General features: G+C 72.0%; 13 protein-coding genes. 8 read left to right on the plus strand and 5 right to left on the minus strand.

Annotation, left to right across the window (positions count from 1 at the left end; all coding sequences use genetic code 11):
• Positions 1 to 13 precede the first annotated feature (13 nt).
• Positions 14 to 949 carry an NAD(P)/FAD-dependent oxidoreductase gene (locus ACZ39I_RS17475; protein WP_467245243.1) on the minus strand — a complete coding sequence of 312 codons (936 nt, stop codon included), beginning with the start codon at positions 947 to 949 and terminating at the stop codon, positions 14 to 16.
• Between the two features lie 64 nt (positions 950 to 1,013).
• On the opposite strand from ACZ39I_RS17475, the gene ACZ39I_RS17480 reads away from it, so the two are divergent.
• From ACZ39I_RS17480 to ACZ39I_RS17515, 8 genes are all read left to right on the plus strand, one after another.
• The gene (locus ACZ39I_RS17480) at positions 1,014 to 1,586 is read left to right on the plus strand and encodes a helix-turn-helix domain-containing protein (RefSeq protein ID WP_467245244.1); all 573 of its coding nucleotides are present in this window, start codon (positions 1,014 to 1,016) and stop codon (positions 1,584 to 1,586) included.
• Between the two features lie 83 nt (positions 1,587 to 1,669).
• On the plus strand, positions 1,670 to 3,337 hold the full coding sequence (locus tag ACZ39I_RS17485) for a dolichyl-phosphate-mannose--protein mannosyltransferase (protein WP_467245245.1): 1,668 nt from the start codon (positions 1,670 to 1,672) through the stop codon (positions 3,335 to 3,337).
• A 62-nt stretch (positions 3,338 to 3,399) separates the two neighbouring features.
• Positions 3,400 to 4,236: a prephenate dehydratase gene (locus tag ACZ39I_RS17490; RefSeq protein ID WP_467245246.1), complete on the plus strand. Its 837-nt coding sequence runs from the start codon at positions 3,400 to 3,402 to the stop codon at positions 4,234 to 4,236.
• 503 nt (positions 4,237 to 4,739) lie between these two features.
• Positions 4,740 to 5,708, plus strand: a complete 969-nt coding sequence (locus ACZ39I_RS17495) for an NADPH:quinone oxidoreductase family protein (RefSeq protein ID WP_467245247.1) — start codon at positions 4,740 to 4,742, stop codon at positions 5,706 to 5,708.
• Positions 5,705 to 6,943 (plus strand): acyl-CoA dehydrogenase family protein, encoded by a 1,239-nt coding sequence (locus ACZ39I_RS17500; RefSeq protein ID WP_467245248.1) that lies wholly within the window; start codon positions 5,705 to 5,707, stop codon positions 6,941 to 6,943. Before ACZ39I_RS17495 ends, ACZ39I_RS17500 begins: the two co-directional genes overlap by 4 nt.
• Complete coding sequence (locus tag ACZ39I_RS17505) at positions 6,940 to 8,013, plus strand: acyl-CoA dehydrogenase family protein (RefSeq protein WP_467245249.1); 1,074 nt, start codon at positions 6,940 to 6,942, stop codon at positions 8,011 to 8,013. The genes ACZ39I_RS17500 and ACZ39I_RS17505 overlap by 4 nt, the downstream gene beginning before the upstream one ends.
• A 181-nt stretch (positions 8,014 to 8,194) precedes the next feature.
• Positions 8,195 to 9,052 carry a phosphatidylinositol-specific phospholipase C/glycerophosphodiester phosphodiesterase family protein gene (locus ACZ39I_RS17510; RefSeq protein WP_467245250.1) on the plus strand — a complete coding sequence of 286 codons (858 nt, stop codon included), beginning with the start codon at positions 8,195 to 8,197 and terminating at the stop codon, positions 9,050 to 9,052.
• 132 nt (positions 9,053 to 9,184) lie between these two features.
• The gene (locus tag ACZ39I_RS17515) at positions 9,185 to 9,379 is read left to right on the plus strand and encodes a hypothetical protein (RefSeq protein WP_352386902.1); all 195 of its coding nucleotides are present in this window, start codon (positions 9,185 to 9,187) and stop codon (positions 9,377 to 9,379) included.
• Between the two features lie 11 nt (positions 9,380 to 9,390).
• Here the strand turns inward: ACZ39I_RS17515 and ACZ39I_RS17520 are convergent, their stop codons facing one another.
• The 4 genes from ACZ39I_RS17520 to ACZ39I_RS17535 form a co-directional block, all read right to left on the minus strand.
• Positions 9,391 to 10,629 carry a phosphodiester glycosidase family protein gene (locus ACZ39I_RS17520; RefSeq protein WP_467245251.1) on the minus strand — a complete coding sequence of 413 codons (1,239 nt, stop codon included), beginning with the start codon at positions 10,627 to 10,629 and terminating at the stop codon, positions 9,391 to 9,393.
• A gap of 72 nt (positions 10,630 to 10,701) precedes the next feature.
• On the minus strand, positions 10,702 to 11,088 hold the full coding sequence (locus tag ACZ39I_RS17525) for a DUF779 domain-containing protein (RefSeq protein ID WP_467245252.1): 387 nt from the start codon (positions 11,086 to 11,088) through the stop codon (positions 10,702 to 10,704).
• A gap of 66 nt (positions 11,089 to 11,154) precedes the next feature.
• Positions 11,155 to 11,406, minus strand: a complete 252-nt coding sequence (locus tag ACZ39I_RS17530) for a hypothetical protein (RefSeq protein ID WP_467245253.1) — start codon at positions 11,404 to 11,406, stop codon at positions 11,155 to 11,157.
• A 20-nt stretch (positions 11,407 to 11,426) separates the two neighbouring features.
• Positions 11,427 to 12,593, minus strand: a complete 1,167-nt coding sequence (locus ACZ39I_RS17535) for a bifunctional class I SAM-dependent methyltransferase/NUDIX hydrolase (protein ID WP_467245254.1) — start codon at positions 12,591 to 12,593, stop codon at positions 11,427 to 11,429.
• Positions 12,594 to 12,643 lie beyond the last annotated feature (50 nt).

A 12,643-nucleotide genomic window follows, 5' to 3' on the forward strand; every position in this document is an offset into this window, starting at 1 on the left:
GGAGAGGGCGGGTCTACACCCCGACGGCCGCGTCGAGGTCGCTCATCAGCAACTCCCCGTTGATCGTGGCCGCCGCCTGGTATCCCGCGCTCGCCGCGTTGATCACCTGCTCGGCGAAGCCGGCCGCGTTGCCCACGGCGTACACGCCGGGCGCGGTTGTCTGCCAGTTCCCGTCGACCAGGGGGTAGCTGCCGAAGGGCGTCTCCTGGAGCTCGGCTCCGAGCCGCTCCAGCAGGCCGTTCCGAGGGACGGCCCGGGGCGCGGTGAAGACGACCTCACGCGCGTGCGTCGTGCCGTCGGCGAGGCGCACGGCGGTGAGCCGGTCGTCGGTCACCACCAGCTCGGCGACCTCGCCCGGCACCACCCGGACGCCGGCCGCGGCCAGCCTGCGCAGGTCGTCGTCCGTCAGAGCGTCCTTGGTGACCTTGTGAAGGAACAGGGTCACGTCCTTCGACCACTGGGAGACCATCAGCGCCTGGTGCACGCTCAGCGGGGTGGTGGCGAGCACGCCGAAGGCCCGGTCTCGGACCTCCCAGCCGTGACAGTAGGGACAGTGCAGGACGTCCTTGCCGAAGCGCTCGGCGACGCCGGGCACGTCGGGGAGCTCGTCCTTGAGGCCGGTCGCGACGACCAGGCGACGGGCCCGGATCACGCGTCCGCTCGCCAGGGTCACGGCGAAGCCCGGGGCGACCTCGACCACCAGGTCCTGGACCAGCTCGACGCCGTACCCCTTGATCTCCTCGCGGCCGATGGCCAGGAACTCGGCGGGCGGCATGCCGTCCCGGGTGAGGAAGCCCTGCATGTGGGCGGCGGGCGCGTTGCGTGGTTCGCCCGCGTCGACGACCAGGGTGCGGCGCCGGGCCCGGCCCAGGACCAGGGCCGCGGACAGGCCCGCCGCGCCGCCACCGATCACGATCACTTCGTAGGTCTCGTCGTATGTCTCGGTCATGCCGCCACGGTCGCTCCGCGGACGCGGGATTGACAAACAACTTTGCCGATTCTGCAATACGGGTATGAGTACCGACGACGTTCTCGCCGAAGTGGGACCCAGGCTCAGACGACTGCGCAAGGACCGGGAAGTGACCCTCGCGGCCCTCTCGGAGACGACCGGCATTTCCGTGAGCACGCTCTCCCGTCTGGAGTCCGGTCTGCGCAAGCCCAGCCTGGAGCTGCTGCTGCCGATCGCCCAGGCCCACCAGGTGCCGCTGGACGAACTGGTCGGCGCCCCGCCCGTCGGGGACCCCCGGGTGCGGTCGGCGCCGCTGGAACGGCACGGGCGCACCTTCTGGCCCCTCACCCGGCAGCCCGGCGGCCTCCAGGCGTTCAAGGTGCTGGTGCCGCGCCGCGACGAGGAGCCGGAGCCGCGCACCCACGAGGGCTACGAGTGGCTGTACGTGCTGGCGGGGCGGCTGCGGGTAGTGCTGGGGGACCACGACGTGGTGATGAGCGCGGGGGAGGCGGCCGAGTTCGACACCCGGGTGCCGCACTGGTTCGGGTCGACCGGGGAGGGGCCCGCGGAGTTCCTCAGTCTCTTCGGGCCGCAGGGCGAGCGGATGCACGTACGGGCCCGTCCCCGGAAGGGGTGAGGAACTCCGCCTGCCGGCAGGTAGGTTCACCGGATGGACGAAATACCGACCCGGGCACACCTGACGGCACGGCAGGTCGCCCGGTGACGAGCAGCGACGTGACGAGCCGTTCCCCCGTCGTGGACGGCCGTCCGACGACAGCGCCCCGGGACTGGGAGGCGCGCCTTCGACGGTTCGGGTACGCGGCCCGTCCGGGGCCGGACCTCCGTGAGCGTCTCGTTCCGCGTTTTCCGAAGCCGTCGGTGTGGGATTGGCTGGGTCCGGTGCTCGTCGCCGTCCTGGCCGGGGCGATCCGTTTTTGGCACCTCGGCCGGCCGCGGGCCGTGATCTTCGACGAGACCTACTATGCCAAGGACGCCTGGTCGCTGCTGCGGCTCGGCTACGAGGGCACGTGGCCGGACCGCAAGATCGCCGACCCGCAGGTCCTCGCCCACCCGCAGGTCGTCTCCCTCTCCGACACGGGGGCGTTCGTCGCGCACCCGCCGACGGGTAAGTGGGTGATCGCCCTCGGTGAGTGGATGTTCGGCCTCACGCCGTTCGGCTGGCGCTTCATGACGGCGGTCCTCGGCACCCTGTCGGTGCTCATGCTGTGCCGCATCGGACGCCGGCTGTTCCGTTCGACCTGGCTGGGCTGCCTGGCCGGCGCGCTCCTCGCGGTGGACGGCCTGCATGTGGTGATGAGCCGTACCGCCCTGCTCGACCTCGTCGTCATGTTCTTCGTCCTGGCCGCGTTCGGCTGCCTGCTGGCCGACCGGGACCACGCGCGCGCCCGGCTCGCGGCCGCCCTGCCGGTCGGCGAGGACGGCCGCGCGCGCCCGGACGAGCACACCGGCGACCACACCGGGACCGGATGGCGTCCCTGGCGGCTCGCCGCCGGCGTCTTCCTGGGGCTGGCGGCCGCCACCAAGTGGAACGGCCTGTACGTCCTGGTCTTCTTCGTGGTCCTGACAGTGCTGTGGGACGTCGGCTCCCGCCGCGTGGCCGGTTCCCCCCGCCCCTACCTGGCGGTGCTGAACAGGGATCTCAGCTGGTCCCTCCTGTCCCTGGTCCCGGTCGCGGTGACGACCTATCTGGCGACCTGGACCGGCTGGTTCCTGTCCGACGACGGCTACGACCGCCACTGGGCCGACGGCCGCGGCGGCACCTGGTCCTGGATCCCCGCCCCGCTGCGCAGCCTGTGGCACTACGAGTCCGCCGTGTACGACTTCAACGTGGGCCTGCACACCCCGCACAAGTACCAGTCCAATCCCTGGAGCTGGCTCGTCCAGGGCCGCCCCGTGCTGTTCGACTACCAGTCCGCGAAACCCGGACAGGACGGCTGCACCACGGCGGTCGACTGCTCCCGGACGGTCCTCGCCCTCGGCACCCCGCTCCTGTGGTGGTCGGCGTGCGGCGCCCTGCTCTATCTGCTCTTCCGCTGGGCGCTGCGCCGTGACTGGCGGGCCGGGGCCGTCCTGTGCGCGGTGGGCGCCGGTTATCTGCCCTGGTTCCTCTACCAGGACCGCACGGTCTACTCCTTCTACGCCGTCGTCTTCGTGCCGTACCTGTGCCTGGCCGTGGCGATGACGGTGGGCGCGATCCTGGGGCCACCGGGGGCGGACCGCAGACGGCGCACACGAGGCGCGGTGGCCGCGGGCGCCCTCGTCCTGCTCATCGCCTGGAACTTCGTGTACTTCTTCCCGCTCTACACCGGGGAGACGATCCCGTACGCCGACTGGCATTCCCGGATGTGGCTGGACACCTGGATCTGAGGGCGGAGCCGCCCTGATACGTTACGGAGCTTCTGCCACCGGACGACAAGAGACCGAGCCCCGTGACGACCGTCGCTTACCAAGGTGAACCCGGATCCAACTCGGCGACCGCCGCGCACACCCTGTACCCCGGGTGCGCCGAGCAGCCCTGCAGCGGGTTCGAGCAGGCGCTGGACGCGGTGACGCTCGGCACGGCCGACGTCGCCGTGATCCCGGTGGACAACTCCGCGGCGGGACGGGTGGCGGACGTACACCATCTGCTGCCCGAGTCGGGGCTCTTCATCATCGCCGAGCACTTCCTCGCCATCCGCTTCGACCTCATGGGCGTGCCCGGGGCGACCGCGGATCAGGTGGAGTGCGTACGCAGCCATGTGCACGCCCTCGGACAGTGCCGCAAGGTGCTGCGGGAAGGCGGCTGGCGCACCCTGGTCACCGACGACACGGCCGGAGCGGCGCGTGAGGTGGCCGAGCTGGGGGATCCGCGGCACGCGGCGCTCGCCCCGCCCGCGGCGGCCGGGCTGTACGGCCTGGACGTGCTGCGCTCCGGGGTCGAGGACGACCCCGACAACACCACCCGGTTCGTCGTCCTGTCCCGCGAGGCCGCCGTGGCCCCGGACACGGGGCTGCCGACGATGACGAGCCTGTTCTTCTCCGTGCGCAACATCCCCAGCGCCCTGTTCAAGGCGCTCGGCGGGTTCGCCACCAGCGGGGTGAACCTCACGAAGATCGAGAGCTACCAGATCGGCGCGGGCCTGAACGCCAGCCGCTTCTACGTCGAGATCGAGGGCCACCCCGACGAGGAGCGCATCGCCCTCGCCCTGCACGAACTGCGGTTCTTCTCCACCGAGGTGCGCATCCTGGGCGTGTACCCGGCCCATCCGCACCGACTGGAGCACTGAACACGGTCGCGGCGACAGGACACGCCGGTGGCGCGTCGGGGGCGTTCGACTGCGGCGATGCGGCGATGCGGCGTCACGGCGCGCGTGCACCGAGTCGTCGGTGAGCAGGTCCTCCCGGAAGCGAGGCGCCGGTTAGCGGTACGCCGGGCAGCCGTCCTCGGTGACGACGGTCGCCCGGGATCACGCCGACCGTGGGCATGACGACGGATGCGATCGTGCAACGCAGGGCGTCGCCGAGCAGTTCCGACCCGGAACCCTTCGACATCCCTCAGATCCACGATCAGCCGGCGGTCGGCCGTGCGGTGGCCGCGGCACGCGTGCCGTTCGCCGCGGGTGGGTGGCGCCTGCCCCAGGGGACCTCCTTGCCGGGGCCACTCAGGCCCGTTGTGTGGATGCCGACACTTTCCCCGGCCGACTGTTCCCTGATCGGCAAGCGACCGCTTAGTATGCGGAGGACCCCGGTCAGACCCCGGCATGACGACGCAGTCCCGTGGAGGCCCCCCATGCAGGCTTGGCAAGTGCACGAGAACGGTGAGCCGAGCGAGGTGATGCGCCTCGCGGAGGTGGCGCAGCCCGTGCCCGGCGACGGCCAGGTCCTGCTGAAGGTGCGCGCCGCGAACATCAACTTCCCGGACGTGCTGATGTGCCGCGGCCACTACCAGGTCCGCCCGCCGCTGCCCTTCACCCCGGGCGTGGAGATCTGCGGCGAGACCGAGGACGGGCGGCGCGTGATCGCCAACCCCGCGCTGCCGCACGGCGGTTTCGCCGAGTACGCCGTCGCGGACGCCGCCGCCCTGCTGTCCGCGCCGGACTCGCTGGACGACGCCGAGGCCGCCGCGCTGCACATCGGCTACCAGACGGGCTGGTTCGGTCTGCACCGCCGGGCCCACCTGGAAGCCGGTGAGACGCTGCTCGTCCACGCTGCCGCCGGAGGGGTCGGCAGCGCGGCCGTGCAGCTCGGCAAGGCGGCCGGGGCCACCGTCATCGGTGTCGTCGGCGGTGCCGAAAAGGCCGCCGTGGCCCGGGAGCTGGGCTGTGACGTGGTGATCGACCGGCGGAGCGAGGACGTCATCGGCGCCGTCAAGGAGGCCACTGGCGGCCGGGGCGCCGACGTGATCTACGACCCGGTCGGCGGCGAGGCCTACACGCAGTCGACCAAGGTCGTCGCCTTCGAGGGGCGGATCGTCGTGGTCGGCTTCGCCAGCGGCACGATCCCCAGCCCCTCGCTCAACCACGCGCTGGTGAAGAACTACGCGATCCTGGGCCTGCACTGGGGCCTGTACAACACCAAGAACCCCAAGCTGGTCCAGCACTGCCACGAGCAGCTCACCGAACTGGCCGCCCGGGGTGCCATCAAGCCGCTGGTGAGCGAGCGGGTGCCGCTGGCCGGGGCCGCGGACGCCGTGCAGCGCCTCGGTGACGGGGTGACCACGGGCCGCATCGCCGTCGTACCCACGGGAGCACAGGCATGACCGACGCAGCAGAACTGGGGCGCCGCACGGCCGAGCTGCTGGCCGCACACCCGCCCACCCGTCTCCCACCACCACCCTCAACCGAGGGCCCTGCGGGCCCGCCCGCCTCGTCTGCGAGCACGGACCGGCTCGACTTCCTCAAGGCCCGCTTCGACGCGGGGCTCGCCTGGGTGCACTATCCGGAGGGGCTCGGCGGCCTGGGCGCGCCCCGCTCCCTCCAGGCCGTCGTGGACGCCGAGTTGGAGGCCGCGGGCGCCCCCGACAACGACCCCCGGCGCAACGGCATCGGCCTCGGCATGGCCGCGCCGACGATCCTCAAGTACGGCACCGAGGAGCAGAAGCAGCGCTATCTGCGGCCCCTGTGGGTGGGGGAGGAGATCTGGTGCCAGCTGTTCAGCGAGCCCGGCGCCGGATCCGACCTCGCCGCGCTCGGTACCCGGGCCGTCCGTGAGGGCGACGATTGGGTGGTCAACGGGCAGAAGGTGTGGACGTCCGGCGCCCACAACTCCCGCTGGGCCATCCTCATCGCACGCACCGACCCGGACGTGCCCAAGCACGCGGGCATCACCTACTTCATCTGCGACATGACCGACCCCGGCGTCGACGTCCGCCCGCTGCGGCAGATCACCGGCGAGGCCGAGTTCAACGAGGTCTTCCTCACCGACGTCCGCATCCCCGATTCCCGCCGCCTCGGCGAGGTCGGCGACGGCTGGCGGGTCGCGCAGACCACGCTGAACAACGAACGCGTCGCCATCGGCGGCATGCGGCTGCCCCGCGAGGGCGGCATGATCGGCCCGGTCTCCAAGACCTGGCGCGAGCGCCCCGAACTGCGCACCCAGGACCTGCACCAGCGGCTGCTGAAGCTCTGGGTGGACTCCGAGGTCGCCCGCCTCACCGCCGAGCGCCTGCGCCAGCAGCTCGTCGCCGGACAGCCCGGACCCGAGGGCGCCGGCATGAAGCTCGCCTTCGCCCGCCTCAACCAGGAGATCAGCGGCCTGGAGGTCGAACTGCGCGGTGAGGAGGGCTTGTTGTACGACGACTGGACCCTGCGCCGCCCCGAACTGGTGGACTTCACCGGCCGCGACGCCGGTTACCGCTACCTGCGCTCCAAGGGCAACAGCATCGAGGGCGGGACCAGCGAGGTCCTGCTGAACATCGTCGCCGAGCGCGTCCTGGGCCTGCCGGCCGAGCCGCGCACCGACAAGGACGTCGCCTGGAAGGACCTCGCTCGATGACGGACCTGCTGTACTCGGAGGAGGAAGAGGCGCTGCGGGCCGCCGTGCGGGACCTGCTCGCCGACCACTGCGACGCGCCGGGCGTGATCGCCCGCACCGAGTCGGACACCCCGCACGACCTCGCGGCCTGGAAGGCCCTCGCGGACGGCATGGGCCTCGCAGGACTCCTGGTCCCGGAGGGCAAGGGCGGTCAGGGTGCCTCGCACCGCGAAGTCGCCGTCGTTCTGGAGGAGTTGGGTCGCGCGGTCGCTCCCGTGCCCTATCTCACCAGTGCGGTCGTCGCCACCGAGGCCTTGCTCGCCTGCGACGCCGACGACCTCCTCACCGAGCTCGCGTCGGGGCGCAGGATCGGCGCCCTCGCCGTCGCCCTGAACGTCGCTCCGGGCGGCGCCTACAAGGTCGTACGCCATGAAGGCGGGGCGCTGCACGGGGAGTTGACGGCGATCGCTGACGCTCGGGCGGCCGACGTGCTGCTCGTACCCGCGGACGACGGCGGGCTCTACGCGGTGGACGCCTCCGCCGCGACCGTCACCCCGCAGGTCACCTTCGACCTGACCCGCCCGCTCGCGACCGTCGCCCTCGACGGGGCGCAGGGCCGCCTGCTGGGCGATGCCGAAGTCGCCGTGCACCGGGCGTTGCGGGCCGGTGCTGGACTGCTCGCCTCCGAGCAACTCGGCCTCGCCGAGTGGACGTTGACCGAGACGGTGCGCTACCTCAAGGAGCGCAAGCAGTTCAACCGGCCCGTCGGCGGCTTCCAGGCGCTCAAGCACCGGCTCGCCCAGCTGTGGCTGGAGGTCGTCAACCTCCGCGCCGCCGCCCGCAACGCCGCCGACGCGCTGGCCACCGGTGAGGACACCGACGTGGCGGTCGCCGTCGCGCAGGCATACGCGGCGTCCGTCGCCGTGCACGCCGCCGAGGAGGCACTCCAGTTGCACGCGGGGATCGGCATGACGTGGGAGCACCCGATCCATCTGTACCTCAAGCGGGCCAAGGCCGACTCGATCGCCTACGGCACAGCGGGGACCCACCGCGCCCGGTTGGCCGAACTCGTCGACCTCCAGGCGCCCTGAGCGTCACCCGGTGACCGCCGGTGAAGCCCGCCCCACCTGGGGCGGGCTTTTCCGTGCGCCTGCGCGGAAGGAATGAACGGGCGGCGGCAGTCCGGCCAACTCCTGGCACGTACAGGTCCATTGACGGCCGAAGGGCCCCATACTCCCTGTGGTTGCGACCCGCCCCACAGGGAGGCAGAACATGGCCCTCATCACCCGCCGCAGAGCCCTCACCACCCTCGGCGCCGCGGCCGCGGCGACCCTCGCCCCGCCCGTCGCCAACGCATGGGCCGACGGCCGCCGGCGCCGTCCTCGTCCGTTGTGGCGGGCCCACGCCCACAACGACTACGAGCATCCGCGCCCCCTCCTCGACGCCCTCGACCACCGATTCGGCAGCGTCGAGGCCGACATCTTCCTCGTCGGCGACCAGCTCCTCATCGGCCACACCCCGGACGACCTCGACCCGACGCGCACCCTGGAGTCCCTCTACCTCGACCCGCTGGCCAGGATCGTCAGGGCCAACCACGGTTCCGTGTACCGCGGTCACCGTCGGCCTCTCCAGCTGCTCGTCGACATCAAGACCGAGGGCTCCTCGACCTACCTCGAACTCGACCGTCATCTGCGCCGCTACCGGCACCTGTTCACGACGTACGTGCACGGCAAGGTCATTCCGGGACCTGTGACCGCCGTCATCTCCGGCGACCGGGCCGCCCGCATCCCCATGGAGGCCCAGACCGTCCGCCGGGCCTTCTACGACGGCCGGCTCGCCGACCTCGGCACCTCGGCGCCCGCCTCCCTGATCCCGCTGATCAGCGACAACTGGTCGCTCAACTTCACCTGGCTCGGCCAGGGCGTCTTCCCCGACGCCGAGCGGCAGAAGCTGCGGACCATCGTCCAGCAGGCGCACGCGCACGGGCAGAAGGTGCGGTTCTGGGCCACCCCGGACCTGGCCGGCCCCGCCCGGGACGCGCTGTGGAGCGAACTCCTCGCCGCCGGGGTCGACTACCTCAACACCGACGACCTGGCGGGCCTGGAGGCCTTCCTGGACGCCCACCGCTAGGCGCCTTCATAGCGGGCCTGGACACCACTCGTTCGGAGGACAGCTCAGCCGCCCGGACGAACCCTCCGCTACGCCACACTTGCGGCCCAAAGCCGCGAAACGGACTCGGCGGCGTGGCGGAGGAGACCGGTCATGGCGATTTCCCTTTCTGTACTGGTGCTGTTGCTGATCCTGGCGGTGATCTTCGTGCGCAGCGGCGGACTCAAGGTCTCCCACGCGCTGGTGTGCGCGCTGCTCGGCTTCTACCTGGCCAGTACGGGCCTCGCGCCCACCATTCACAGCACCGTCGCGGCGACGGCGGACATCGTCAGCGGTCTGCGCCCCTGACCGGCGCCGCGTCAGGTCGTCGAGAAGACCCCGATGCCGTTCGCCACGGGCCGCTCGGCGCCGCCCGACGGGTGGTTGAGGACGCTGACAGCACCGGCGCCCGGCTTTCGGGCGGCCATCGTCGTGGACCCGCCCCCGTCCAGGCTGAAGGCGTCCACCGAGCCCAACGTCCGCATGGCGTCGGCGACTTCGGCGATCGTCAGCCCGCCGCGATAGTCCGGCGCGCCGTCCAGCGCGAGAAGATACAGCCGCCGACCGCCGTCCGCGATGCCCACCGCCGTGCGCACGGCCGAGGTCGTGTCGTCGAGGCCGGGCAGCGGGCGGCCCTCGTCGAGCACCGGGTAGCCGCCCAGCGCGAACCGGTACGGGGTCCCCGCCGAGGCCGCGACCAGTCGGTGCTGCACCGTCACCGCCGAGCCGACCGAGAGCTTGCGCAGTTGCTGCGCGCCCGCCTCCCGGCCCACGAGCACGGTGGTGCCGTCGGCGATCGGCCCGCTGCCCGGAGTGTCGGCCGTGGCGACGACCTGCCCGTTGCGGACCGTGACCTCCTGGGTGTCCTCGCTGCACGGGGCGGCCCGGTCCCGGTCCGTCCCGCACGTCGCCCGCACCCGGGACGCGCTGCCCCAGTCCGAGGTGAAGGCGCCGACCGAACCGACGGGCAGCGCGTACTGGTTCAGCCCGCGCAGCGGCAGTTGCCCCTCGGGTGTGCGCACCGACCCGTCGAGCGCCAGGGCGTCGAGGCGGGCCAGGCGGTCGGTGCCCACACCGAACACGTCCTTGGTGCTGGTGCCGGGCGGCAGCGCGGGCCCGAAACGCTGGCTGTTCGGCACCGCCGCCTTCAGTGCGCGGCCCTGCGCGATCGCCGGGCCCACGCTCGCGCCGGTGGCCTCGACGCCGGGGTGCTGGGCCTCCGAGATGTTGAAGAAGTCGCCGTTCACCCCCGCGAGGGCGCCCTGTGCGGTGGCCAGCCGGGACACCGTGGCCCGCGCGGCCACCGCCCCCGGATACAGCAACTCCACCCGCACCCGCGGATCGCCCAGGTCCACGCGGATCACATGGGCGTGGGCCACTCCCGCGGTCGCGGAGACGTCGAACTGTTCGTAGTGCACGCCCGTCGCGAGCTGTGTCCACCCCGACGCGGCGCCGGCAGGTGCCGCCCCCACCAGGGCCGCACCTGCCAGCGTGCCGAGTGCCGCGAGAAACGTCAGTACCGATCTGCCTGCGCCCAAACGTCTTTGACGGTGCGTCACAGCTCTCCCTGAGGTCTTGTCAACTGTCCCAGAACTCAGAGGAAGTGCACCAGACGACGGCGACCCGAGGGGCTACTCGGCGCCGACCACACGCGAACGGACGAGGAAACGCACCCCCTCGGGTGCCTCGAGGGAGAATCCGCTGCCCCGGCCCTCGACGACATCGACAATCAGCCGGGTGTGGGCCCACGCCTCGTACTGGCTCCTCGACATCCAGAAGGTCACCGGTTCCCCGACCCCCGCCACGTCGAGCTCGGCGAGCAGCACGTCCGAACCGCCGGTGCGGAACTCGCCCGCCGGGAAGCACATCGGCGCGCTGCCGTCGCAGCAACCGCCCGACTGATGGAACATCAGCGGCCCGTGCGCCTCCCGCAACCGGCGCAGCAGCTCAGCCGCCGCGGCCGTGACCTCGACACGCGGCACCTCGTCGTACCCGGCACGTACGGAATCCTCGTCCATGGTCGTCGAGTGCAGCACGGGGAAGGTTGCGAGGGGGTTGCAGGGTCCGGTGCTTGGCGGCCGGCCTCAGGACAGGTCGATGGGAGCCGGGTTCCACTTGTACCGCGCGTCCTCCTCGTCCTTGAGAAGAACTCCGGCCTGCGCCATCCGGTCGAGGATGTCCACCAGCATCTCGCCCAGCGGATAACCGTCCACCCAGAACATCCGCTTCACCGGGGAGAACTTCTGGTCCGGTGGGAAGACGCCCAGGAATATCCCGAGCCGAAACGCCGCGTCGTCGTAGTCCCGCCAGTCGGCCAGCACATCCTTGAGCTCCATGCCGTCATCCGTCCTCGTCGTCAGCCCGCGAACGGCGTGAAGTGGGCCGGAGTGTGGTCGATCGGCAGGTCCGGGCGCCAGGCGGTCAGGCCCTGGGCGCTGCACACGAAGAGGTTCTCCGGGAGCCGGTCCAAAGGGAACCAGCGCCAGTCGCCGACGCGTTCGTCCGGCTGGTCCGACGGCTCGCCCCGCCACGCCGTGACCTGGGTCGCCACGGTCATCCGCACCACGCCGGCGACATCGTCGAGGAGCGTGCCCAGAAGCCGGACGTCGGCCCGGCGGGCCTCGATCCCGGTCTCCTCGCGGAGTTCGCGCACGACCGTCTCCGCCAGCGACTCCCCGGGCTCCACCGTGCCGCCGGGCAGCTCCCAGGTGCCGCGCCGGTGCCGGCCGAGAAGCAGTCCCCGGGGCCCGTACAGGATGGCGCCGACGCCGATCGCCGCGTGCGGTACGGGGCCGCGCGCGCTGCGCTCGCGGGAGGAGACCCGGACCGGCCGGGTCACCCGGAAGATCCGGTACGTGGCGCGGTTGTCCTCCTCCGGGGTGTCGAGGACGTCGACGCCCTCGACCCGCAGGCCGTACTCGCCGAGCAGGTCCGTCCACAGCTCCGGGGTCAGCACCCACATCCGCACGGTCACCTCCCCGCCCCCGGCGAACCGCAGGATCTCGGGCCGGGACTCGACGACCGAGGAGGGCCCGTCGCCGCGCGAGTTGGTGTGCAGCACGGTGAAGCACAGCCTCCCGCCGGGCCTGAGTGCCGTGGCGAGGGCGGGCAGCAGTCGGCGGGGGTCGATGTACGGGACCGCGTTGACGGAGTAGACGACGTCGTACGGCTCCGCGGTGCCGAGGTGCTCGACGGCGTCGGCCCTGATCAGGCGCAGGCCGGGCAGGGAGTCGTAGCGGGCGCGGGCCCGTTCGTACTGCGTGGAAGAGGAGTCGACCGCGTCCACCTGGGCGCCGTACGCCCGGACGAGGTGCGCCGCGTGCCGGCCCGGGCCGCAGCCGAGGTCCAGCACCCGCCGCCCGGCGAGTTCGCCGAGGATCTCGGCGCCCGGGCCGGTGCCCCGCGGCCCCCAGTCGAACCGCTCCAGCTCCGGCAGCACGGTGCCGTGCCGCAGATGGTGGTCGCCGTAGGCGTGCCAGGCCTGGGCGTTGACGGAGTCGGGGTCGAGGGGGCGCGTGGTCAACGTGTCTCCCGGGTGCGTTGGTCGAGGCTCGGAAGCCTATGTGAGCGCCG

This window comes from Streptomyces sp. NPDC024687 (assembly GCF_055559055.1).

Bases quoted from the DNA above. Each gene is read 5' to 3' on its own strand.
- ACZ39I_RS17475 (WP_467245243.1), bottom strand. From the start codon at position 949: ATGACCGAGACATACGACGAGACCTACGAAGTGATCGTGATCGGTGGC.
- ACZ39I_RS17480 (WP_467245244.1), top strand. From the start codon at position 1,014: ATGAGTACCGACGACGTTCTCGCCGAAGTGGGACCCAGGCTCAGACGA.
- ACZ39I_RS17495 (WP_467245247.1), top strand. From the start codon at position 4,740: ATGCAGGCTTGGCAAGTGCACGAGAACGGTGAGCCGAGCGAGGTGATG.
- ACZ39I_RS17500 (WP_467245248.1), top strand. From the start codon at position 5,705: ATGACCGACGCAGCAGAACTGGGGCGCCGCACGGCCGAGCTGCTGGCC.
- ACZ39I_RS17505 (WP_467245249.1), top strand. From the start codon at position 6,940: ATGACGGACCTGCTGTACTCGGAGGAGGAAGAGGCGCTGCGGGCCGCC.
- ACZ39I_RS17510 (WP_467245250.1), top strand. From the start codon at position 8,195: ATGGCCCTCATCACCCGCCGCAGAGCCCTCACCACCCTCGGCGCCGCG.
- ACZ39I_RS17515 (WP_352386902.1), top strand. From the start codon at position 9,185: ATGGCGATTTCCCTTTCTGTACTGGTGCTGTTGCTGATCCTGGCGGTG.
- ACZ39I_RS17525 (WP_467245252.1), bottom strand. From the start codon at position 11,088: ATGGACGAGGATTCCGTACGTGCCGGGTACGACGAGGTGCCGCGTGTC.
- ACZ39I_RS17530 (WP_467245253.1), bottom strand. From the start codon at position 11,406: ATGGAGCTCAAGGATGTGCTGGCCGACTGGCGGGACTACGACGACGCG.